The organism is Streptomyces sp. NPDC045968 (assembly GCF_056430475.1).
Genome location: NZ_JBWKLF010000012.1, coordinates 131,001 through 152,779, shown reverse-complemented (window position 1 = coordinate 152,779; position 21,779 = coordinate 131,001). Strand labels below are relative to the sequence as shown.

Sequence of the window (21,779 nt, the reverse complement as noted above, 5' to 3'; positions counted from 1 at the left end):
GGAACCCCTCCTCGACAAATCGAGGAGGGGTCGGGGTCAGGACGAGGACTTCGCCAGCCGCACCGTGCTCAGGATCTTCTGGATGGTGGCGTCCGGGAGCTCGTCATCGACGCCCGCGTTGGCGTACAGGACCCAGGTCGAGTACTCCTTCTTGGCGTTCGTGAAGGTGAAGGCGATCGACTTGCCGTCGGTGTCGCACTTCTTCTTCTTGGATACGTCCGCCGCGGTCGCCGTCACCACGCTGCCGGAGAGGCCCGACTTGGTGGTGTAGGGCTTGGGCTTGCCCACCTTGACGGTGCCCTTGGGCTCCTCCTGGGCGTAGGCGGCCCACACCCAGTTGCCCGCCTCGTTCCTGGCGGCCTCGTCGGTGCTCTTCGCGCCCTGGGCGCCCTTGGTACCGACACCGGCGAGACCGGTGTCCTCCTTGGTGCCGTCCTTGTCCGCGTCGTCGATGCACCACTTGCTCTTGTAGTAGGCGGGTGCGGAGAAACCGACGGCGGGCGGCCCCTCGGGGTTCTTGACGTCCTCGAAGCCGGAGATCACACCCGTGCCCGCGACCTCCCAGTCACCCGGGACGTCGAACTGCGTGCCCCACTTGGGGTTGGTGACGACCTTCCACCCCGGGATCAGCGGCTCGGCGTCCCCGCCGCCCCGCGGATTCTCGACGGGCGCCGACGTGGCCTCCGTCGGTTTCGCCGTCGCGGACGACTTCTTGTCGTCGGCGACGGTCGTGCCGCCCTTCTCGTCGTCCTTGCCCAGGACGATCACACCGGTGACGACCGCCGTCACGACGACCGCGGTGGCGGCGACGATCGCGACGATCATCGTCTTCTTCTTGTCGTCGCCCTGCGGGCCGCCGGGCTGACCCGGAACGGCGTACTGCGGCACGGTCGGCTGCTGGTACGGATTGGGCTGCTGGTATCCCGGCTGCTGCCCGGGCTGACCCGGCTGCTGATACCCGGGCTGCTGGTATCCCGGCTGCTGATAGGGATTCGGCTGCTGGTACCCCGGCTGCTGGTACGGGTTCTGGTTCTGGTCCTGCGGGTTCTGCTCGCCCCCGGGCGGCTGCTGTCCTGGCCACATGGCCAGTAACCATAGAGGGGCCGCGCCACCGCTGCTACGCCCGCCCCCGTGCGGGGATGGCCAAACACGGCTACTCGTGAGTAACCTTCGGCGCATGAGCGCTGAACAGATGACAGTCGGCGAGATGCTCGTCGCGACCGTTCCGATGGCCAGGACCCTCAACCTGGAGTTCCTGGAGACCACCGCGGACCGCGCGGTCGTCCGGCTGCCCGACCAGGCCGAGTACCACAACCACGTCGGCGGGCCGCACGCCGGAGCGATGTTCACGCTCGCCGAGTCCGCGAGCGGCGCCATCGTCATCGCCGCCTTCGGCGACCAGATGTCGCGTGCCGTGCCGCTCGCCGTGTCGGCGGAGATCGGCTACAAGAAGCTGGCCATGGGCGAGGTCACCGCGACCGCGACCCTCGGCCGCCCCGCCGCCGACGTCGTCGCCGAACTCGACGAGGGCAAGCGGCCCGAATTCCCGGTGGCCATCGAGATCCGGCGTGCCGACGGCGCCGTGACGGGCGAGATGACCGTCGTCTGGACGCTGCGTCCGAACAGCTGACCTCCGGCTCCGCCCGGCAGGGCCGTCGCGCACCCCGACGAGGGGGCGCGGCGGCCCTGTGTGCTGCCGGGGCGGGTAGGCTGCCCGCCGTGCGCCACCGAGGTGCGCGGTGGGCGGTGAGCGGCGGCGCGGGGCGCGGCCGCGGAACCTGTACGGGAGGAACCGGCGTTGCACGTCCAGGAGTGGCTCGAGACTGTTCCCGCGATCAGCGTCTACCTCCTCGTGGGGGTCGTCATCGGCCTGGAGAGTCTGGGCATTCCCCTGCCGGGCGAGATCATCCTCGTCAGCTCGGCGCTCCTGGCCTCGCAGCACGGTGACATCGACCCGGTGGTGCTCGGCATCTGCGCCTCGGCCGGCGCGATCATCGGCGACTCGATCGGTTACGCCATCGGTCGCAGGGGCGGCCGGCCCCTCCTCGCCTGGCTGGGCGGCCGCTTCCCCAAGCACTTCGGGGAGGCCCAGATCGCGATGGCTGAGCGTTCCTTCGAGAAGTGGGGCATGTGGGCGGTCTTCTTCGGCCGCTTCGTGGCGCTGCTGCGCATCTTCGCGGGACCGCTGGCGGGCGTCCTGCACATGCCGTACTGGAAGTTCCTGATCGCCAACGTCTTCGGCGGCATCCTGTGGGCAGGCGGCACGACGGCCGTCATCTACTCCGTCGGCATCGTCGCCGAGGCGTGGCTGAAGCGCTTCTCGTGGCTGGGCCTGGTGCTCGCCGTCCTCATCGGCCTGACCTCGATGCTCGTGCTCAAGAACCGCGCCAAGAAGGCCGCCGCGCAGAGCGGCGCCGCCGCGCCCGAGCCGGTGCCGGCCGCCGACTGATCCGGCGGCCGGGTCCGGTCGCTCAGCCCTCGTGCTGCTGGCGGTGGGCCTTGGCCAGCTCGACGTAACCGGCCGCGTTGAACCTGACGCCCTCGCGCTCCTCGGCGGTCAGCTCCCGCTTGACCTTGGCGGGCACCCCGGCGACGAGCGAGTTCGGCGGCACCCGCATGCCCTGCGGTACAAGGGCCTGCGCCGCGACCAGCGAACCCGTGCCGATGTGCGCGCCGTTGAGCACGGTGGCGCCCATGCCGACCAGGACGTCGTCCTCGATCGTGCAGCCGTGCAGGACCGCGTTGTGGCCGACCGACACCCGGGCGCCGACGGTGAGCGGGAAGCCAGGGTCGGTGTGCACGCTGCAGTTGTCCTGGATGTTGCTGTCCGGACCCAGGCTGATGGGACCGCAGTCCGCACGGAGCACCGCGTGGTACCAGACGCTGGAACCGGGACTCATCGTGACCTCGCCGATCACGACGGCGGTCGGCGCCACGAAGGCGTCCGCGTCGATCTCCGGCTCCTTGCCGCCCATACCCATGATCAACGCCTGTCCAGCCATGGCCTGCTCCTCCGTGCTCCGGTGTGGTGCGGTCGCTCCGGAGGAACCGTAGGCGACGCCCCCGCGGCTGCCGGTGGTGGGGTGAACATCACAGGCCGGGGCGCCGGCCGGCTCCGCCCCGCCCGTTACGGTGTGTCGGGTGCCGATCAACCGAAACACGTTCTCCTCGCTCGCCGCCCGGCGGCACGGCGTCCTGTCCCGGGCCGTCCACCGCGCCTGGGCCTGGGTCCAGGAGACCGGCGCGGTCACGGCGCAGCACCCCGGGCGGCTCCGTTTCCGCCGGATCGGGCCGGGCACCCGGCTGGCCTTCCCGCAGGGCACGGTGTTCGGTGAGCCGTGGATCGAGCTCGGAGACCACTGCGTGATCGGCGAGCAGGTCTCGCTCACGGCCGGTCTGATGCCCGATCTGGACCTGGGCTCCGAGACCGTCCTGACCCTGGGCAACGGCGTGGTGCTGGGCCGGGGGAGCCATGTCATCGCCGACACCACGGTGACGATCGGCCCGGACACGTACTGCGGCCCGTACGTCTACATCACCTCCACCAACCACAGCTACGACGATCCGCACGAGCCCGTCGGCCGGCAGTGGCCGCGTATGGAACCCGTCGTGATCGGCCCCGGCTGCTGGATCGGCACGGGCGCGGTGATCCTTCCCGGCGCCAGGCTCGGCCGCAATGTGGTGGTCGCCGCCGGGTCGGTCGTCCGTGGAGAGGTCCCCGACCACGCGGTGGTGGCCGGTGCGCCGGCCCGTGTCGTACGGAGCTGGGACCCGGACAAGGGCTGGCAGCCGCCGCTCCGTACGCCCGCTCCGGTCCCGATCCCCGAGGGCGTCACCCCCGAACAGCTGCTGCTTCTCGCGGAGTTGGAGCAGGAGCCCCCCGAAGCCGGTTAGCCCGACGCCAGCAGGACCGTCCCCACGAGGGCGAGTCCCGCTCCCGCCGCCTGTACCGCCCGCAGCCGCTCACCGAGGACGCCGCGCGCGGCCAGGGCCGTCACCACCGGGTAGAGCGAGGCCAGTACGGCGGCCACGGTGACCGGGCCCTGCTGGGCGGCGATCGCGTAGGTGCCGTTGGCCGCGACGTCGGCGAGTCCGACGAAGGCGAGTGCGGGCAGGGCGGCCACGACGACCGGCCTGCCGCCCTCCTCCGGCAGTGCGCGGCCTCCCCGGCGGACCGAGACGCAGAGCGCCGCGCCGCCGACCGCGACGTTGGTGACGCGCTGGACGAACAGCGCGAGGAACAGTCCGGTGACCGTCGTGGACGCCTCGGAGATCAGCGCCATCACCGCGCCGAATCCGAATGCCGCCAGCAGCGTCAGCAGGACCGCCCGCCGCCGCACCGGCGCTCCGCGCAGTTCGGGGCCGCCCGCCAGCACGATGCCCACGACGGCGACGGCGATACCGGCGAACTGGAGCAGTCCCGGCCGCTCACCGACCATGAGCCCGATCCCCGCCGGCACGACCACTCCCACCGAGCCGAGCGGGGAGACGACGCCCATCGGGCCGATCGCCAGCGCCTTGTAGAAGCTCAGCATCGCCACCGGTCCGACGACGCCCGCGCCGACCGCGAACCACAGCAGACCCCCGGCCTCGCGCCAGGCGCCGGTGGCGATCACGACGACACCCAGCACGGCGGCCGCGATGGTCTGCGAGACCACCACCACGGTGAGCGCGGGCGTACGCCGGGTGAGCAGCCCGCCACCGAAGTCGGCCAGGCCCCAGAGCAGACTGGTGGCCAGGGCGAACAGTGCTGTCATTGCATGCCTCGCAGTACAGTGCGGTGAACGGTCGGTGCACCACACCGTAGTTCAGTATTTTGAACCCTGTCATCCAGAATATTGGACGGAATGTGTCTGACCTCGATCAGCTCACCCAGTCGCTCGCCCGCAACCTCAAGCGCTGGCGGGGTGAGCGCGGCTTCACGCTGGACGCCCTGGCCGCCCGGGCCGGGGTCAGCCGGGGCATGATCATCCAGATCGAGCAGGCGCGGACGAACCCCAGCGTCGGCACCACCGTCAAGCTCGCCGACGCGCTCGGCGTCAGCATCACCACGCTGCTCGACTACGAGCAGGGCCCGCAGGTCCGGCTGATCCCCGCCGACCAGGCCGTACGCCTCTGGTCGACGGACGCGGGCAGTTCGACCACCCTGCTGGTCGGTACGGAGGCCGGGGGTCCCCTGGAGCTCTGGTCCTGGCATCTGATGCCCGGCGACGGCACGAGCTCCGACCCGCACCCGGAAGGGACCATCGAGCTCCTTCATGTCACCGCGGGTGAACTGACCCTGGTCGTCGACGGGGAGCCGCATCCGGTGCCGGCGGGCACCTCCGCGACGTTCGAGGCGCATGTGGCGCACGGCTACCGCAACGACGGTGCCGAACCGGTCGACTTCACCATGGCGGTCTCGGTCCCTCCCGTCCGCTGATCATTACTGTCCGGAATCATCTTTCGTGAATTCCGGGTTTCGGTCGGGGTGGCATAGGAAGGTGTGCATCATGGCCCGCCCTCTGCCCTCGAACTCGTGCGCGCGATGTGGATGTGTGCGCGGGAAAGAGGCCCGTATCGCTCGCCCGAAGGAGTGCTTTCGGCCCCGGGGAAGTACGCGAGCGCCCGGACCGGAGTTTGAGGCACAGGGGCCGGGTGTGCCGTTATTTCACCCGTTCGGCTTGTGCCTGATTTGCGTTCCTTTTCCCGTTATGCAGAAATGAGGGCCCGTGGTATGCGGACGGCGAAATTCCGCCATTCGCACACGGGCCCTCGTCATTCGATCTGAGAGGCTCTCAATGGACATTCCACTCGTCTCCGCGGCCGGCAGGCCGGGGCTCGCTCCCCGCCGACAGGCTGCTCCTCGGGTGCCGCTGGCGAAGAGTGCCGCTGTTCAGGGCGGCGGCGCGGTGCCCGCCTCCCTCAGCCGTCTGCTGTCGAGCGGCACCGGGCCGAGCCCGTTGGTCGTCGCGGCCTTTCAGTCGTCCGTCTGAGTAGCCGGACAGCGACACCACCATGGACCGGCCACCGCTCTCCCTGAGTCAATTTGTGCTGAAGATGCACAGCCGCTGTGACCTCGCTTGCGACCACTGCTACGTGTACGAGCACGCTGACACGAGTTGGCGTGGCCGGCCCAAGGTGGTGTCCGAAGAGCTCCTGGCCAAGGCGGCGGAGCGGATCGCCGAACACGCCCTGGCCCACCGCCTCCCCGAGGTCCACGTCGTCCTGCACGGCGGCGAACCGCTGCTCGCGGGCCCGGCAAGGCTGCGGACCGCGGCCGAGGAGCTCTCCCGCGCACTCGACGGCGTGAGCATCCTGGACCTGCGCATCCACACCAACGGCGTACTGCTCAGCGAACGGTTCTGCGAGCTCTTCGCTGAACTGGGCATCAAGGTCGGGGTGTCGCTGGACGGGGACAAGACCTCCAACGACCGTCACCGCCGGTACGCCGACGGGCGCAGCAGCCACGCACAGGTCCTGAAAGCCGTCGAACTCCTCAGCAGGCCCCGCTACCGGCATCTGTTCGCGGGGCTCCTCTGCACGATCGACATCGAGAACGACCCCATCGCCGTGTACGAGGCGCTCGTCGGCCTCGACCCGCCCCGCATGGACTTCCTCCTGCCGCACGCGACCTGGGACGTGCCCCCGCCCCGGCCGGACGGGCGACCGACGCCGTACGCGGACTGGCTGGATGTCATCCACCGGCGCTGGGACGCGGACGGCAGGCCCGTGCCGGTGCGCGTCTTCGACTCCGTCCGGCGCACGCTGCGCGGCGAGAGCAGCCTCACCGAGTCGCTCGGACTGGCGCCCGCGGATCTCGTGGTGATCGAGACCGACGGAACGTTCGAGCAGGCGGACAGTCTCAAGACGGCCTACGAGGACGCGCCCGCCACCGGCATGGACGTCTTCACGCACTCGCTGGACGAGGTGCTCGGCCACCCGGGAATGCTCGCCCGGCAGCAGGGGGTCGCGGAGCTCGCCGCGGAATGCCGCTCCTGCCCGGTGGTCACCTCCTGCGGCGGCGGTCTCTACGCCCACCGGTACAGGACCGGCAGCGGCGGCGGCGGTTTCGACAACCCGTCGGTGTTCTGCCCCGACCTGATGGAGCTCATCGTGAACATCCGGGAGCGCGAAGCAGACCCTTCGCAGGCCGCCGACGGGGTGGAGCCGACCCTCGTCGACCTCGGCCTGGACGAGCTGGCGAGGGGGTTCGGGAGCGCCGAGACCGTGGGGCGGCTGGCGGAGAGCCAGCTCGACCTCGACCGGCACCTGCTCGCCGCCGTGCACGAACGGGGCCCGCGGACCGACCGGCTCGCGGCCGGCGCCTGGGAGCTGCTCGTCGACTTCGACACCTCGCTGCCCGCCGTGGTGGACGCCGTGATCGCGCATCCGTATCTGCGGCCCTGGGCCCTGCGCGTCCTGGACGGCAGGGCGCCCGGCACGGCGGGCAAGGGGCTCGCGGAGATCGCCGCCGCCTGCGCCCTGCGCGCCCGGCGCGGCGACCGCCTCACCGTGCCGGTACGCGAGGGACTGCTGCGGCTGCCGGGCATCGGCGCGGTCATGCTCCCGGGTGACGCGGAACTGGCCGAGGTGGAGGCGGGCCTGGACGGATTCACGGTGCGGGCGGCTGGCCGGTGCCTGGAGATCGGATGGGAGAGCGGCGCCGACGGGCTCGTGGCGCACTGGCGGCCGGTGCGCCTGGTGGAGCTGCCCGGCTGGACCGTGGCGCTGGAGGACACCGACCCGGTGCGCGACAGCCATCAGTGGCCCGTGTCGGACCGGCTCTCCCACGACGAGGCCAAACTGTGGTCCGAGGACCTTGCCGAGGCCTGGTCGCTGATCCGGTGTGAACTGCCCGCCTACGCCCCGGGAGTGGCCACCGGTCTGCGCGCCGTCACCCCGCTGGACGCGCCGCGCGGCAGCGACGTCAGCGCCGCGTCGCGGGAGGCGTTCGGTGCGATCGGCGCGGCGCGGCCCGTCACGCCGGACCTGCTGGCCCTGTTGATCGTCCATGAGTTCCAGCACGTCAAACTCGGGGCTGTCCTGGACAGTCATGACCTGTACGACCCGGACGACGGGGGCCGGCTGTTCTACGCTCCCTGGCGCGACGATCCGCGACCGCTGGGCGGCCTGCTGCAGGGCACGTACGCGCACATCGCCGTCACGGACTTCTGGCGGGTGCGACGGCTGACCATGCGGGGGCCCGCGGCGCGGGCCGCCGAGGCGCGGTTCGCCCGGTGGCGCGAGCAGACGGCCGCTGCGGTGGACGAACTCGCGGGCTCGGGCATGCTCACCCGCCTGGGAGAACGTTTCGTCGCGGGCATGGGTGAGACGGTCGCGGGCTGGTCGGCCGAACAGGTCTCGCGGGCCTCTCTCGCCGAAGCCGGACGGGCCGCCGCGACGCATCGCGCGGCGTGGAATGCGTCGGCCGCCTCTGTCGTCTCTACCTCCTCCAGTAAATGATCATATGCAGCCCCGGATTTGGCAGATTTGACATCAATTGATTGATCAAAAGGGAGAATTGATCAATTGGATCAGTCAATTGGTGCGTTCGCGTGGTTCCGCCGGGGAATCGAGGTTTCCTACACTGAGGGCCCAGCGAACAGGGACCGGGGGCGACGTTGGCCAGTGGAGCCGTGGGGGCCGGGGGAGACGAGCCAAAGCCTTACTTCTTTCTCAGCTACGCGCATACACCGAAGAACCATCCGAAGGACAAGGACCCGAACGTCTGGGTGGAGAGGTTCTACCGGGATCTGTGTGCTCACGTACTGCAACTGACCTCGTTACCGGCGGGTGTGCCCGCCGGATTCATGGATCAGCAGATGCAGCCGGGCGAGGGGTGGCAGGAGAGACTGTCCGAGGCGCTGGCGTACTGCCGGGTCTTCGTGCCGCTCTACTCGCCGCGCTATTTCCTGAGCGAACAGTGCGGCCGTGAGTGGTACGCGTTCTCCAGCCGGGCCGTGCACCACCAGGCCGCCCAGTACAACAACAGCAGCTCCCCGATCACGGGGATCGTCCCCGCGCTGTGGGTGCCCGTACCGCCCAAGCAGCTGCCGCAGCCGGCGGAGCGGCTCCAGTTCAACCACGCGACCTTCGGGGACGACTACGCGGACGAGGGCTTCTACGGGCTGATCAAGCTCCGGTACCTCAGGGACCAGTACGAACGCGCGGTGTATCTGCTGGCCAAGCGCATCGTCAAGGTCGCCGAACAGACCCGGATGGCCGAAGGTCACCCGCACCAGGACTACCTGGCCGTACCCAGCGCCTTCGGACCGCCGGGCCCCGCCCGCGAGATGGACATAGCCGTGCTCGCCTGTTCGCAGGCGGACCGGCCCCAGGACCGGGGCCCCGAGTGCTACGGACCGGATGCCCGGGACTGGAACCCGTACCACCCCAAGTCCTCCCGGCCGCTCGCCGACCACGCGGGCGACCTCGTGCGCAACCTCGACTACCTGGTGCGGGTGGGCGACTTCGAGGCCGAGGCCGAACGGCTGCTGGCCGCCGGGGAGCCCGGCGCTCCCGGACTTCTGCTGCTCGACCAGTGGGCCCTGGAAGCCCCGCACAGGAGAGATCTGCTGCGGCGGCTCTGCGCCCAGGACCGGCCCTGGATCAGCATCATGGTCCCCTGGAACCGCGAGGACCCGGAATCCGCGCTCCGGTCGCCGTCCCTGCACTCGGCCGCCGAGATCTTCGCCGCCGAGACGGCCGGCGGCCACCGCTCACCCGGCGCCGGAGTGCCCACACTCGAGGCGTTCAGCGAAGAGCTGCCGCGCGCCGTGCGGGCGGCCGACCGGCACTACACGGCTCAGGCGAAGACCTACCCCCCGGAGGGGCGGGGCGGGCGAATACCACGGGTGCTCCCCGGAGGCGTCGGTTACGGCGCCGATGTTCACGTCACCCCTCCTGACGGATCGCACCAGGGCAAAGGCCACGCCGACGACGCGGAGGGACCCTCGGATGACCGAGAACCGTGAAGGCACCATCGTCACCTTTTACTCCTACAAAGGCGGCACCGGGCGCACCATGGCTCTGGCCAACACCGCCTGGATTCTCGCCGCCAACGGATATCGCGTGCTCGCCGTCGACTGGGACCTGGAGGCGCCGGGTCTGCACCGCTTCTTCCACCCGTTCCTCGACTTCTCCGACCTGGAGGCCACCCCGGGGGTGATCAACCTGATCACCGAATACCAGGAGGAGGTACGACGGCCCGCGGAGCGGGAGCCCGAATGGCACCGCGACTACGCCCGGGTCCGCCCGCACGCGACCTCGCTGAACTGGTCCTTCCCGTTCGGCGGGAGCCTCGACTTCGTCTCCGCCGGACGGCGCAACCGGGACTACTCGGCGACCGTGGGGCGGATGGACTGGGAGGACTTCTACGAGCGGTACGACGGCGGTCAGTTCTTCGATGCGATGCGTACCGATATGCAACGCCACTACGACTACACCCTCATCGACAGCCGGACCGGAATCAGTGACATCGGCGACATCTGCACCGTCCAGATGCCCCAAGTGCTGGTCGTCTGTTTCACGTTGAGCGACCAGAGCATCGACGGGGCGGCCGCCGTGGCCCGCGACATCGAAGAGCGCTTCCACGACAAGAACATCCGCATCCTGCCGGTCCCGATGCGTATCGACGACGGCGAGAAGGAGAAGGCCGACGCGGGCCGCGCCCTCGCCAGGGAGAGCTTCAGCGGCTTCCCCAGCGGTCTGAGCAACGAGGAACTGGCCGGATACTGGGGCTCGGTGGAGATTCCCTACCGGCCCTTCTACGCCTACGAGGAGATCCTCGCCACCTTCGGGGACGCGCCCAACGTGTCCAGCTCCATGCTCACCTCGTGCGAACGGCTCACCTCCGTCCTCACCGACGGGGCGGTCAGCGCCCTGCCGCCGATGGACGAGGCCGAACGGCTCGGGTACGTCGCGGCGTACACCCGGCGGCGTCCCGTGCCGCCGTCCAACGTGGTGCTCGCCTATGTGGCCGAGGACCAGATGTGGGCCGACTGGCTGCAGGCCGTGCTCGCCCGGGCCGGCTTCCACGTCGTCGCCGTCGACGTCCGGACGACGCAGGTGTCCGGTGCCGAGGCCGCGTTCACCCCCGGAGCCACGTACCGCGTCGTCTCCGTCGTCTCGCAGGCGTACCAGAACTCCGCCCCGGCCAGGAATCTGTGGGACTCCGTGACCGGCCTCGACCCCACCGGGAGCCGGCGCCAGCTGATACCCGTCCGGGTCGGTGACGTACGGCTGAATCTGCCCACGAGCAGCCGCGCGGTCGTCGACCTCGTGCGGCTCGACGAGACCGAGGCCGCGTCCGCCCTGCTCCGCGCACTGGACCGGGACGAACCCGCCGCCTCGCCGCCGGTCCCCGACGGTGGTCCCCGCTTCCCTGGAGCGGCGCCGAAGGTGTGGAACGTACGGCCGCGGCACGCCTGGTTCACCGGTCGCGCCTCCGTGCTGGAACAAGTACGCGACCAGCTGCGCGGCGACACCCGCTCGGGACAGCGCCTGCCCCAAGTCCTGTACGGCCTCGGCGGGGTGGGCAAGACGCAGGTGGCCAGGGAGTACGCCCACCGCTTCCGCGCCGACTACGACCTGGTGTGGTGGGTCGAGTCGGAGCAGCCCGACCGCGTGCTCTCCTCGCTCGCCGAACTGGCCGCCGAAATGGGGCTGCGCACCGGTGACGGCGTCACGGACGCCGCCATGGCGGCCCTGGAGGCGTTACGCAGCGGGACGCCGTACTCCCGCTGGCTGCTCGTCTTCGACAACGTCGAGGACCTCGACAATGCCCTGGACGTCTTCGCCGACGAGACCGCGCCCCTTCCGGACTCCCTCTACGGCCACGTCCTCGCCACCTGCCGCAACAAGCCCGTATCGGCGCAGGTCGAGACGACGGAGGTGGAGGTCTTCACCCGCGCGGAGAGCGTGGAGCACCTCTGCCGCCGCGTCCGCAAGCTGCCCGGACGCGACGCGGACCGGGTGGCCGAGGCCGTCGGTGACCTGCCGCTGGCGGTCGAGGTCGCGGCCGCCTGGCTCGCCGAGACGGCCACTCCGGTGGACGACTACGTCCAACAGCTCAGGGAACAGAGCACCAAGGTCCTGTCCCTGGGCACCCCGGACGACTACGCCCAGCAGATCGGTGCCACCTGGAACATCTCCATCGCCAGGCTGCGCGAGGAGTCCAAGGCCGCGGTACGGCTCCTGGAGCTGTGCTCGTTCTTCTCGGCCGAACCCATCTCGATGAGTCTCATCGGCAGCGACTCGATGCTCCGCTCGCTGCTCCCGTACGACCCCGATCTGCGCGAGCGGTACATGCTCGGCAAGGTCACCCAGGCGCTCAACCGTTTCGCACTGGCCAAGGTGGACCCGGCCGACAGCAGCATCCAGGTCCACCGCCTCGTCCAGGCGGCCGTCCGCTCCGGGATGTCCCGGCAGGAGCAGGAGAAGGCGATGCACGAAGTGCACGTCACCCTGGCGGCGGCCCGCCCGCAGGACACCGGGGAACTGGACAGCCCCGTGAACGACCCCCGAACCTGGCCGAGCTTCGAACTGATCTGGCCGCACCTCGGGGCGTCGGGCATCGCCGACTGCGACGAGGAGTCGGGCCGACAGCTCATGCTCGACCGGATTCGCTACCTCCTCAAGCGCGGTGAGCTGGAGAACGCCCGGATTCTGGGCACCCAGCTGAACCGCACCTGGACCCGTGAGCTCGGCGAGGACGACAAACAGACCCTGAACCTCCGCTTCGAGCTGGCCAACGCGCTCCGGGCGCAAGGCAAGTACCACGCGGCACTGGCCCTGGACGAGGACACCAGGGAGCGTCAGATCCGGGTGTTCCACGCCGACCACCCGAACGTCCTGATCACCACCGGGAGCCTCGCCGCCGACCTGCGGGCCCTGGGCCGCTTCGACGAGGCACTGGAACGGGACGTGCGGATCTACCGGGGCATGCGGGAGACCTTCGGCGAGGACCACCCGCGCACCCTGACCGCGGCCAACAACCTCGCGATCGACTACCGGCTGACCGGTGACAGCGAACGCGCCCGCCGACTGGACGAACAGACCGTCGAGCGGCGCAGCGCCCTGCTGACCATGGACCACCCGTACACCCTCACCACCAAGGGCCACCTCGCCCGTGACCTGCGGGAGACCGGGGAGTACGAGGCCTCGGTGCAGGTCCTGCGGGAGGTGATCGCCGCCTTCGACCGCAGCGTGCTCAACGCCGACGTACCCGAGGCGCTGCGCACCGCCAAGAGCCTCGCCGTCTCGCTGCGCAAGGCAGGACATCCGCACGAGGCGAAGCGGCTCACCGAGGAGACGTACGGCCGCTACCGGGGCCGTTACGGGGCCAAGGTGCCCGACGCGCTGGCCTGTGGGCTCAACCTGGCCGCCGACTTCTTCGCGGTCGGGGACAAGCAGGCGGCCCTCGACCTGGCCCTCCAGGCGCTGGAGGGGTACCGGGAGAGCCTGGGCGAGGAACACCCCTTCACGCTGGCCTGCCGCAACAACGTGGGCATCTACCTGCGCGGGCTCGGTGAGGCCCGGCGGGCCGCCGAGGTGGGCGAGCTGGTCAGGGCGGCGCTGGAGGACCAGCTGGGGCCGTCGCACCCCTTCACGCTCTGCGCCGCGATCAACCTCGCCAACGCCTACGGGGATCTGCACCGGCCCGAGGCGGCGGAGCAGTGGGAGCGCATCGCGCTGGAGGGCCTGACGGCGAGGTACGGGGCCGCCCACCCCGATGTGCTCGTCTGCCGTTCCAACCTCGCGATCACCCTGCGTGCCTCGGGGCGCGAGGTGGAGGCGCAGCGGATGCGGGCCGAGGTCCTCGAACCGGCCGCGGTGCGGCTGGGAGCGGATCACCCGATCACCGAGGCGGCCCGCTCCTGGCGGCGGGTCAGCCGTGACCTGGAGCCACAGCCGGTCTGAGCCGGCGAGTGCGAGCGGTGCGGGGCCCGGGGCCCGGCGGACGGTTCACCACGACGTCCAGCCGAGCACCCGGGTCAGCACCCGCAGCGCGCCGAAGTGCGCGGCGCCCCGCTCCACGACCAGCTCGGCCCCGGGGATGCGCTCCGCGAGCCACCGGGTGTGGGACACCGGCGCGAAGACGTCCTCCTCGCCGTGCCACAGCAGTACGGGAGAGGCGATGTCCTCGGGGCTGAACCCCCAGTCGGTGCTGAACGACATCACGTCGTCGACCCAGCCGTCGGCCGAACTGCGCAGCCCCTCGGCGAAGTTCCGGGTGAGCATCGCCCGGATGCCGGCATCGGCGACGATGCCTCGGTCCGACGCGGGCAGTGTGCTGTGCATCTCGGCCACCATGCCGGCGGGGTCCGCCCGGATCGTGGCCGACCGGAACTCCAGCGCTGCCGTCAGCTGCCGTGCTCCGGCGGCAGCGTTGGTGTACTCCCGGACGTTCGACTCGGTCATGCCGTCGAACCAGTCCAGGCCCTGCGCGTCACGCGGCGCGAGTCCGACGAGCGCCGCGGTCCGGGCCGTGCGCTCCGGCAGCAGCGCGGCACAGGCCAGGGCGTGCGGAGCCCCGCCGGAACGGCCGACGACCCCGAACCGTTCGATGCCCAGGGCGTCCGCGATCGCGGCGACGTCGTCGGCGACATGGGCGACGGGGCGGCCGGGCAACCGGTCCGAATCGCCGTAGCCCGGACGGTCGTAGGCGATGAGATGCACACCCAGCCGGTAGAGCACGGAGCCCCGGGGCGCCGGTCCGAGCCGGCTGCCGGGTGTGCCGTGCAGAAGAAAGACGGGCCTTCCGTGCGGTTTGCCGTAGTGCTCGACAGCCAGTCGACGGCCGTCCTCGGTGTGAATCAGCTGCTTCATCCGGCGTCTCCCCATAGGTCCGACACGCCGCAAGTATGAGCGCAGGCACGGCAGTTGGTACATACGTGCTCCAGCCAACGGTCGTAGCGCGCCCACACGCGGACGTACCCGACCGGCAGATCCGCCCCCTACGGACGGATCGCCCGGTCCGGGTCCGCCGGGCGGTCCGTCCGGTGCTCCTCGAACCAGCCGGCCGCGAAGTCCACGGCGGAGGTGAGGCGGACGAGCCTGCAGTTCGCGGCACCGACCCGGCCCGTGCGCACGGCCCCCGTGGCGTCCGACTCCTCGAAGTCCCGCCCCAGCGCGGCGAAGTCGCTGTCGTCCAGATCGACGTCCTCGTACTCCCACCACCGGCGCCGTCCCCGCGTCGTCACCACACACCGGTAGCGACGGCGGGGCGGACGCGCCACCCGGTACTCGGCCAGGTGGAAGGCGGTGCAGGTGTCGAATCCCGTCCCCAGCAGGAGGATCCGCGCATCGCTCTCGTACAGCGCGGCGAGCGGGGAGTCCTCGCCGTAGTGGCAGTCGGGGCTGTGGCGCGCGGCCAGTGCGCCGGCGGCGGGCCCGAGCGCGGCGAACGAGGTCTGTGGGTGCCCGCTGCGCTCGGCGCCCGGAGTCAGCCGCACCGTCTCGGCGAGACGGCCCACGGACGGCGCGGGCGTGGTCGCCCTGTCGAAGGCGGGCATCGCGGCACGCACCGCCTCACGCGCCTCCTCGCTCAGGCCGTGGACGCTGCGGCGGAAGGCGGGCGAGGTGTCGGAGTTCTCCGGGGTGATCGCCGGGACCACCAGGGTCCCGTCCGGCCCCAGGGCCCGCCGCAAGGCGTCCACCATGGTGCGCACACCCCCGTCGACCGCACCGACGGAACGCATCGAGGCGTGCACCAGCAGCACCCCGCCGGGCCGCACGCCGAGCTCCGCCAACTGGGCCGCCGCCCGGTCACCGCTGAGGAGATCGCTCACGGCGGTCATTCTCCCCGGCGGCGGGCCCGGGCGACAGCATGCCCGGGAAGGTCAGCCGAGCCGGGGGATCTCGATCGCCGGGCAGCGGTCCATGACCATGTCGAGCCCGGCCGCGCGGGTACGCGCGAAGGCTGCCTCGTCGATGACACCGAGCTGGAACCAGACGGCCTTGGCGCCGACGGCGACGGCCTCGTCGGCGACCGCGCCCGCGAGCTCGCTGTTGACGAAGACATCGACCACGTCGACCTGGAAGGGAATCGAGTCGAGGGACGGATACCCCTGCTCCCCGTGGACGGTCTCGGCCTTGGGGTGCACGGGCACGATCTTCTTGCCGTAGCGCTGGAGCACCGCCGCGACACCGTAGGCCGCCCGCCCCGCGTTCGACGACAGGCCCACGACGGCCCAGACGTCGCCGGACTCGGTGAGGATCTTGCGGATGGTGTCCTCGTCGCCGTACATGCCATGCCCTCCTGCGGAAGCGAATACTGACTGCCTGCGCAACCTGCGACGACCGCCGGGGATTCCCGGGCAGGGCGGCGCATAGGGTGGCCGGATGCAGGAGCAGTACCGGACAGTCGCCCGTGCGGGCGTGCACGAGACCGAGATCAACCGCTCGCGCTTCATCTGCGCGCTCGCCCCCGCCGCCACCGAGCAGGAGGCGCAGGACTTCGTCGCACGCGTACGCAAGGAGCACCCCACCGCCTCCCACAACTGCTTCGCGTACGTGATCGGCGCCGACGCCTCCGTACAGAAGGCGTCCGACGACGGGGAGCCCGGGGGTACCGCGGGCGTTCCCATGCTGCAGATGCTCATGCGCCGTGAGATGCGTTACGTGGCCGCGGTCGTCACCCGCTACTACGGCGGTGTGAAGCTCGGTGCCGGTGGACTGATCCGGGCCTACGGCGGATCGGTCGGCGAAGCACTCGACGCGCTCGGGACGCTCACCCGGCAGCGCTTCCGGCTGGCCACCGTCACGGTGGACCACCAGCGCGCGGGCAAGCTGGAGAACGATCTGCGCGCCACCGGACGTGCCGTCCGCGAGGTCACCTACGCGGAGGCGGTGACCATCGAGATCGGGCTGCCGGACGCGGATGTCGCGGGATTCACGGCCTGGCTGGCCGATGCGACGGCGGGCTCGGCCACCCTCGAACTGGGCGGGGAAGCGTACGGGGACGTCTGAAACCATGATCGATGCCTGTTCCGGGCCCGACCGGCGTTAGCGTGGTCGGTGCCGATCGTGGGATCACGGGGCGGCCCCGGGGTGGAGGAAGAGAAACATGCAGGTCGTGGCCGTCACAGTGGTGTCGTTCGGAGTGCTGTCGTGAGGATCCTGCACACGTCGGACTGGCATCTGGGGCGCTCACTCCACCGTGTTCCGATGCTCGACGCGCAGCGGGCCTTCCTCGACCACCTGGTGGCCACCGTGCAGGAGCGCGGGGCCGATGCCGTCCTGGTGTCCGGGGACGTCTACGACCGGGCCGTGCCACCCCTGTCCGCCGTCGAGCTGTTCGACGACGCCCTGCACAGGCTCGCCGCGGCCGGTGTCCCCACCGTCATGATCTCCGGGAACCACGACTCCGCCCGCAGGCTCGGCGTCGGCGCCGGCCTGATCGGGCGGGCCGGAATCCATCTGCGTACCGACCCCGACGGCTGCGGCACCCCCGTCGTCCTGCGCGACGCGCACGGCGAGGTGGCGTTCTACGGGCTGCCCTATCTGGAACCCGCCCTGGTCAAGGAGACCCTCGGCGCCGCGAAGGCGGGTCACGAGGCCGTCCTCACCGCCGCCATGGACCGCGTCCGTGCCGACCTCGCCACCCGGCCCGCCGGAACCAGGTCGGTGGTCCTCGCCCATGCCTTCGTCGCGGGCGGCGAGCCCAGCGACAGCGAACGCGACATCACCGTCGGCGGGGTCGCCGCCGTGCCGGCCGGAGTCTTCGAGGGCGTCGACTACGTGGCCCTGGGACATCTGCACGGCAGCCAGCGCGTCACCGAGCGCGTGCGCTACTCCGGGTCCCCGCTCGCCTACTCCTTCTCCGAGGCGGACCACCGCAAGACCATGTGGCTGGTCGATCTCGACGCCGAGGGCTCCGTCGCCGCCGAGCGGATCGACTGCCCGGTGCCCCGCCGCCTCGCCCGGCTCCGCGGACACCTCGACACCCTGCTCGACGACCCCCGCCACGAACAGCACCAGGAGTCCTGGGTGGAGGCCACCCTCACCGACCCGGTGCGCCCGGACGACCCGATGGCCCGCCTCGTGGAGCGCTTCCCGCACACCCTCAGCCTCGTCTTCGACCCGGAACGGGCCCCCGAGGACCCCTCCGCCTCGTACGCACAGCGTCTCAAGGGACGCGACGACCACCAGATCGCGGAGGACTTCGTGGCCCATGTGCGCGGCGGGAGCGGTCCGGACGAGCGGGAGCGCGCGGTGCTGCGCGCCGCGTTCGACGACGTACGGGTGGACAGCGGCGTGCGCGAGGTGTCCCGTTGAGGCTCCACCGGCTCACGATCACGGCGTTCGGTCCCTTCGGCGCGACTCAGGAGGTCGACTTCGACGCGCTCTCCTCGGCCGGGCTCTTCCTGTTGCACGGACCGACGGGCGCGGGGAAGACCTCGGTTCTCGACGCCGTCTGCTACGGCCTGTACGGGGCGGTCCCCGGCGCCAGGCAGAGCCCGGGGACCTCGCTGCGCAGCGATCACGCCCCGGAAGGACTGACCACCGAGGTCTGCCTCGAACTGACCGTCGGCGGACGCCGCCTGGAGGTGACCAGGCGCCCGGCCCAGCCGCGCCGCAAGAAGAAGGGCACCGGCTTCACGACCGAGAAGGCGCAGAGCTGGCTGCGCGAGTACGGCTCCGAGCACGGCTGGCGTGCCCTGAGCCGTTCGCACCAGGAGATCGGTGAGGAGCTCTCCGAGCTCATCGGGATGAGCAGGGAACAGTTCTGCCAGGTGGTCCTGCTGCCCCAGGGCGACTTCGCCCGCTTCCTGCGCGCCGACGCCGAGGCCCGCGGCAGGCTGCTCGGCAGACTCTTCGACACCCGGCGCTTCGCCGCGGTCGAGGAACGGCTCGCCGAACTGCGCCGTGGCGCCGAGGCCCAGGTCAGAGCCGGGGACGAACAGATCATCGGCCTCGCCCAGCGGATCGCCCAGGCAGCCGGACCCGCCGGGCGGGAGTGGCCGCTGCCCGAGGACCGGCCGGGTGAGCCCGGACTCGCCGAAGGCGTCCTGGAGTGGGCCGCCGTCGCCCGCGCCGGGGCACGGGAACGGCTCACCGTCGCCGAACAGGCCCTGTCCGCCGCCGAGAGCCGGCAGGCCGCCGCCCGTCGCGCGCTCGACGCGGAACGCGAACTCGCCAGACTCCAGCACCGCTACGAGGAGACGCGCGGCCGGGCCGCCGCCCTTGAGGCGGGCCGTTCCGAACGAGACCGTTGCGCCGGACAACTGGCCCGTGCGCGCAAGGCCGACCTGGTCGCCCCGGCGCTGGATCTGCGCGACGAGGCCGAGCGGGCGTACCGCGCGGCGAGCGAGGCCCGTGAACGCTCACGCGCCGGGCTGCCCCCGGACCTGGCCGACGCGGGCGCGGAACAGCTCGCCACGCTGGAACGCCGGTTCCGCCAGGAGCTCGGCGGACTGGAGGCCGCCCGCCGGGCGGAGCGTCGCAGCACGGAGATCGACGCCGAACGGCTCGCGCTCGAACGGCAGTCGCGCGCCGACGACGAGCTGATCCAGGAGACCGGACAGTGGCTCGCGGGGTGGGACGTCACCCGCCGTGAGCTCCAGGAACGCGTCGACGAAGCCCAGGAGGCGGCGACCCGCGCGGAGCAGCTGGCCGGCCGGCTGGCCCCCGCGCGCAGGCGGCTGGAAGCGGCACGCCGGCGCGACGCGCTCGCCCTGGACGAGGAGGCCGCCGCCCGGCGGATGTCCGACGCCCGCGAGAGCGCGCTCGCGGCGCACGAACACTGGCTGGGCCTGCGGGAGCGGCGCCTGCGCGACATCGCGGCGGAACTCGCCGCGGGACTGGTCGACGGCGCGGCCTGCGCGGTCTGCGGCTCCGCCGACCACCCCGACCCGGCGCGGCCCGGAGACGGCCATGTGGACCGGTCGACCGAGGAGGCGGCGCTCGCCGCGCACCGGCGCGCCGAAGCGGCACGCACCGCGGCGGAGCACGAACTCGCCTCCGTACGGGAGCGGTTCGCCGCAGCGAGCGCCGATGCGGCGGAGGGGGCAGGGGAGGGCGAGACGTCGGAGCAGGCCGGCGAGCAGGCTGTCACCGGCCCCTCGGTCGCCGAACTCACCGCTGTCGTAGCCGGGTTGGCCGACGAGCACGCCTCCGCACACCAGCTGGCCGCCGGCACGCACGCGGCACGGGAAGCGCTCGCCGCCGCCGAACGGGAGCACGCGGGCCGACTGGACCAACGGCAGCAGGCGGAGCGCAGGGCCGCCGCCCGTACCTCCCGGCGCGAGGCGCTCGACCGTGAACAGGAGGCGCTGGAAGCCGGGTTGGTGACCGCACGCGGCGATTCGGACAGTGTCGCCGCCCATGCCCAGCGGCTGGAACGCCGCGTGGAGCTGCTCGGCGCTGCGGCCGATGCCGTACGCGCCGAGGAGAGCGCCGCGCAACGCCGCAAGGAGGCCGACGACCGGCTGGCCGACGCGGCGTTCAGGGCCGGGTTCGACACCCCCGCCGCCGCGGCCGCGACCCTGCTCGGCGATGCGGCCCAACGCGAACTCCAGCACCGGATCGACGCCTGGCAGGCCGAGGCCGCCGCCGTCGCCGACCGGCTGGCGGAGCAGGACGCGTACGCCGCCTCAGAACGCCCGCAGGCCACCCCCGACGCCGCGCGGACCGCGTACGACACCGCCGACCGGCTGCTGAGGGACGCCGGGGCCGCGCTCGCCGCCGCCCGCGAACGGTGCTCCGAACTCGGTCGGCTGTCACGCCGGACCGCCGACGAGGTACGCGCCCTGGGGCCGCTGCGCCGGGAGTACGAGCGGGTGGCCCGGCTCGCCGGGCTGACCGCGGGCACCTCCGCCGACAACGAACGCAAGATGCGCCTGGAGGCGTACGTGCTCGCGGCCCGGCTCGAACAGGTGGCCGCCGCCGCCACCGCCCGGCTCCAGAAGATGTCGTCGGGCCGCTACACCCTGGTCCACTCCGACGCCCGCTCCGGCGGACGCCGCGCCGGGCTCGGCCTGCACGTCGTCGACTCGTGGACCGGCCGGGAGCGAGACACCGCGACCCTGTCCGGCGGCGAGACCTTCTTCGCCTCGCTCGCCCTGGCACTCGGCCTCGCCGACGTCGTCACCGACGAGGCCGGCGGCGCACGCCTGGACACCCTCTTCATCGACGAGGGCTTCGGCAGCCTGGACGAGCAGACGCTCGACGAGGTGCTCGACGTCCTGGACTCGCTGCGGGAACGCGACCGCAGCGTGGGCATCGTCAGCCACGTGGCCGATCTGCGGCGCCGCATCCCCGCCCAGCTCGAAGTGGTGAAGGAGCGGCAGGGCTCCACGGTGCGCCACCGTGGAGCGGGCGGGCTCAGCGGCTGATCGGCCGCCGGGGGAGCGGGGAGGAGTACACAATGCTCGTGGTGACGGCGCCGAGCGCGCCGATACGGCCGGTGACCTCTTCCAGGTGTCTCATCGACCGGGCGGTGACCTTCAGTACGAAGCAGTCGTCGCCCGTCACGTGGTGCGCCTCCACGATCTCCGGTGTCGTGTCCGTCAGGTCGTGGAACGGCTTGTAGTTGCCGTTCGGGTAGCGCAGCCGCACCAGGGCGAGAATCGGCAGTCCGAGCCGCTCGGGGTCCACCACCGCGGCGTAACCGCTGATCACCCCCAGCTCCTCCAGGCGGCGCACCCGCTCGGTGACGGCGCTCGGGGACATCGCCACGGCGCGCGCCAGCTCGGCGAACGAGGCCCGGCCGTCACGCTGGAGGACATCGAGGATGCGCCAGTCAGTGGCGTCCGGGGAATAGTCGGTCATGCGCGAAAGACAACAGGGAAATC

17 protein-coding genes are annotated in these 21,779 nt (G+C 71.5%); 10 read left to right on the top strand and 7 right to left on the bottom strand.

All coding sequences use genetic code 11. The annotated features are described in order from the left end of the window. Positions 1 to 36: 36 nt before the first annotated feature. Positions 37 to 1,083: a DUF8017 domain-containing protein gene (locus tag AC07FA_RS30305; RefSeq protein ID WP_479079501.1), complete on the bottom strand. Its 1,047-nt coding sequence runs from the start codon at positions 1,081 to 1,083 to the stop codon at positions 37 to 39. 109 nt (positions 1,084 to 1,192) lie between these two features. Between AC07FA_RS30305 and AC07FA_RS30300 the strand changes: the two genes are divergently transcribed. Next, positions 1,193 to 1,630 carry a DUF4442 domain-containing protein gene (locus tag AC07FA_RS30300; protein WP_479079577.1) on the top strand — a complete coding sequence of 146 codons (438 nt, stop codon included), beginning with the start codon at positions 1,193 to 1,195 and terminating at the stop codon, positions 1,628 to 1,630. Between the two features lie 168 nt (positions 1,631 to 1,798). Then, on the top strand, positions 1,799 to 2,449 hold the full coding sequence (locus AC07FA_RS30295) for a DedA family protein (RefSeq protein WP_479079500.1): 651 nt from the start codon (positions 1,799 to 1,801) through the stop codon (positions 2,447 to 2,449). Positions 2,450 to 2,471: 22 nt separating this feature from the next. Here AC07FA_RS30295 and AC07FA_RS30290 read toward each other — a convergent pair whose 3' ends face one another. Next, positions 2,472 to 3,002 carry a gamma carbonic anhydrase family protein gene (locus AC07FA_RS30290; protein ID WP_479079499.1) on the bottom strand — a complete coding sequence of 177 codons (531 nt, stop codon included), beginning with the start codon at positions 3,000 to 3,002 and terminating at the stop codon, positions 2,472 to 2,474. A 139-nt stretch (positions 3,003 to 3,141) separates the two neighbouring features. Here AC07FA_RS30290 and AC07FA_RS30285 point away from each other — a divergent pair, with 139 nt between their 5' ends. Beyond that, complete coding sequence (locus AC07FA_RS30285; RefSeq protein ID WP_479079498.1) at positions 3,142 to 3,894, top strand: acyltransferase; 753 nt, start codon at positions 3,142 to 3,144, stop codon at positions 3,892 to 3,894. On the opposite strand, the gene AC07FA_RS30280 is transcribed toward AC07FA_RS30285, so the two are convergent. Next, the gene (locus tag AC07FA_RS30280; RefSeq protein ID WP_479079497.1) at positions 3,891 to 4,757 is read right to left on the bottom strand and encodes an EamA family transporter; all 867 of its coding nucleotides are present in this window, start codon (positions 4,755 to 4,757) and stop codon (positions 3,891 to 3,893) included. The two genes, AC07FA_RS30285 and AC07FA_RS30280, sit on opposite strands and share 4 nt — an antisense overlap. 92 nt (positions 4,758 to 4,849) lie before the next feature. On the opposite strand from AC07FA_RS30280, the gene AC07FA_RS30275 reads away from it, so the two are divergent. The 4 genes from AC07FA_RS30275 (at position 4,850) to fxsT (ending at position 13,902) form a co-directional block, all read left to right on the top strand. Then, positions 4,850 to 5,422, top strand: a complete 573-nt coding sequence (locus tag AC07FA_RS30275; protein WP_479079496.1) for a helix-turn-helix domain-containing protein — start codon at positions 4,850 to 4,852, stop codon at positions 5,420 to 5,422. Positions 5,423 to 5,997: 575 nt separating this feature from the next. Then, positions 5,998 to 8,445, top strand: coding sequence for an FxsB family cyclophane-forming radical SAM/SPASM peptide maturase (locus AC07FA_RS30270; RefSeq protein ID WP_479079495.1), 2,448 nt, complete (start codon positions 5,998 to 6,000; stop codon positions 8,443 to 8,445). A 173-nt stretch (positions 8,446 to 8,618) separates the two neighbouring features. After that, the gene (locus AC07FA_RS30265) at positions 8,619 to 9,956 is read left to right on the top strand and encodes a TIR-like protein FxsC (RefSeq protein ID WP_479079576.1); all 1,338 of its coding nucleotides are present in this window, start codon (positions 8,619 to 8,621) and stop codon (positions 9,954 to 9,956) included. Beyond that, positions 9,940 to 13,902 (top strand): FxSxx-COOH system tetratricopeptide repeat protein, encoded by a 3,963-nt coding sequence (gene fxsT / locus AC07FA_RS30260; RefSeq protein ID WP_479079494.1) that lies wholly within the window; start codon positions 9,940 to 9,942, stop codon positions 13,900 to 13,902. The genes AC07FA_RS30265 and fxsT overlap by 17 nt, the downstream gene beginning before the upstream one ends. 45 nt (positions 13,903 to 13,947) lie before the next feature. On the opposite strand, the gene AC07FA_RS30255 is transcribed toward fxsT, so the two are convergent. From AC07FA_RS30255 to AC07FA_RS30245, 3 genes are all read right to left on the bottom strand, one after another. After that, complete coding sequence (locus AC07FA_RS30255; RefSeq protein WP_479079493.1) at positions 13,948 to 14,811, bottom strand: alpha/beta fold hydrolase; 864 nt, start codon at positions 14,809 to 14,811, stop codon at positions 13,948 to 13,950. A gap of 128 nt (positions 14,812 to 14,939) precedes the next feature. Further along, positions 14,940 to 15,782: an AAC(3) family N-acetyltransferase gene (locus AC07FA_RS30250; RefSeq protein WP_479079492.1), complete on the bottom strand. Its 843-nt coding sequence runs from the start codon at positions 15,780 to 15,782 to the stop codon at positions 14,940 to 14,942. Between the two features lie 42 nt (positions 15,783 to 15,824). Then, on the bottom strand, positions 15,825 to 16,232 hold the full coding sequence (locus tag AC07FA_RS30245) for a CoA-binding protein (RefSeq protein WP_479079491.1): 408 nt from the start codon (positions 16,230 to 16,232) through the stop codon (positions 15,825 to 15,827). A gap of 94 nt (positions 16,233 to 16,326) precedes the next feature. Between AC07FA_RS30245 and AC07FA_RS30240 the strand changes: the two genes are divergently transcribed. From AC07FA_RS30240 to AC07FA_RS30230, 3 genes are all read left to right on the top strand, one after another. Further along, entirely contained in the window at positions 16,327 to 16,953 is a 627-nt protein-coding gene (locus AC07FA_RS30240) for a YigZ family protein (protein ID WP_479079490.1), read from the top strand. 141 nt (positions 16,954 to 17,094) lie between these two features. After that, on the top strand, positions 17,095 to 18,261 hold the full coding sequence (locus AC07FA_RS30235) for an exonuclease SbcCD subunit D (protein WP_479079489.1): 1,167 nt from the start codon (positions 17,095 to 17,097) through the stop codon (positions 18,259 to 18,261). Continuing rightward, the gene (locus AC07FA_RS30230; RefSeq protein ID WP_479079488.1) at positions 18,258 to 21,320 is read left to right on the top strand and encodes an AAA family ATPase; all 3,063 of its coding nucleotides are present in this window, start codon (positions 18,258 to 18,260) and stop codon (positions 21,318 to 21,320) included. Before AC07FA_RS30235 ends, AC07FA_RS30230 begins: the two co-directional genes overlap by 4 nt. Here the strand turns inward: AC07FA_RS30230 and AC07FA_RS30225 are convergent. Then, entirely contained in the window at positions 21,310 to 21,756 is a 447-nt protein-coding gene (locus AC07FA_RS30225; RefSeq protein ID WP_479079487.1) for an Lrp/AsnC family transcriptional regulator, read from the bottom strand. The genes AC07FA_RS30230 and AC07FA_RS30225 overlap by 11 nt on opposite strands. Between the last annotated feature and the right edge of the window lie 23 nt (positions 21,757 to 21,779).

Excerpts from the sequence above, each read along its gene's own strand:
- AC07FA_RS30225 (WP_479079487.1), bottom strand. The coding sequence starts at position 21,756 with ATGACCGACTATTCCCCGGACGCCACTGACTGGCGCATCCTCGATGTC.
- AC07FA_RS30250 (WP_479079492.1), bottom strand. The coding sequence starts at position 15,782 with ATGACCGCCGTGAGCGATCTCCTCAGCGGTGACCGGGCGGCGGCCCAG.
- AC07FA_RS30300 (WP_479079577.1), top strand. The coding sequence starts at position 1,193 with ATGACAGTCGGCGAGATGCTCGTCGCGACCGTTCCGATGGCCAGGACC.
- AC07FA_RS30255 (WP_479079493.1), bottom strand. The coding sequence starts at position 14,811 with ATGAAGCAGCTGATTCACACCGAGGACGGCCGTCGACTGGCTGTCGAG.
- fxsT (WP_479079494.1), top strand. The coding sequence starts at position 9,940 with ATGACCGAGAACCGTGAAGGCACCATCGTCACCTTTTACTCCTACAAA.
- AC07FA_RS30290 (WP_479079499.1), bottom strand. The coding sequence starts at position 3,002 with ATGGCTGGACAGGCGTTGATCATGGGTATGGGCGGCAAGGAGCCGGAG.
- AC07FA_RS30240 (WP_479079490.1), top strand. The coding sequence starts at position 16,327 with ATGCAGGAGCAGTACCGGACAGTCGCCCGTGCGGGCGTGCACGAGACC.
- AC07FA_RS30245 (WP_479079491.1), bottom strand. The coding sequence starts at position 16,232 with ATGTACGGCGACGAGGACACCATCCGCAAGATCCTCACCGAGTCCGGC.
- AC07FA_RS30270 (WP_479079495.1), top strand. The coding sequence starts at position 5,998 with ATGGACCGGCCACCGCTCTCCCTGAGTCAATTTGTGCTGAAGATGCAC.
- AC07FA_RS30280 (WP_479079497.1), bottom strand. The coding sequence starts at position 4,757 with ATGACAGCACTGTTCGCCCTGGCCACCAGTCTGCTCTGGGGCCTGGCC.
- AC07FA_RS30305 (WP_479079501.1), bottom strand. The coding sequence starts at position 1,083 with ATGTGGCCAGGACAGCAGCCGCCCGGGGGCGAGCAGAACCCGCAGGAC.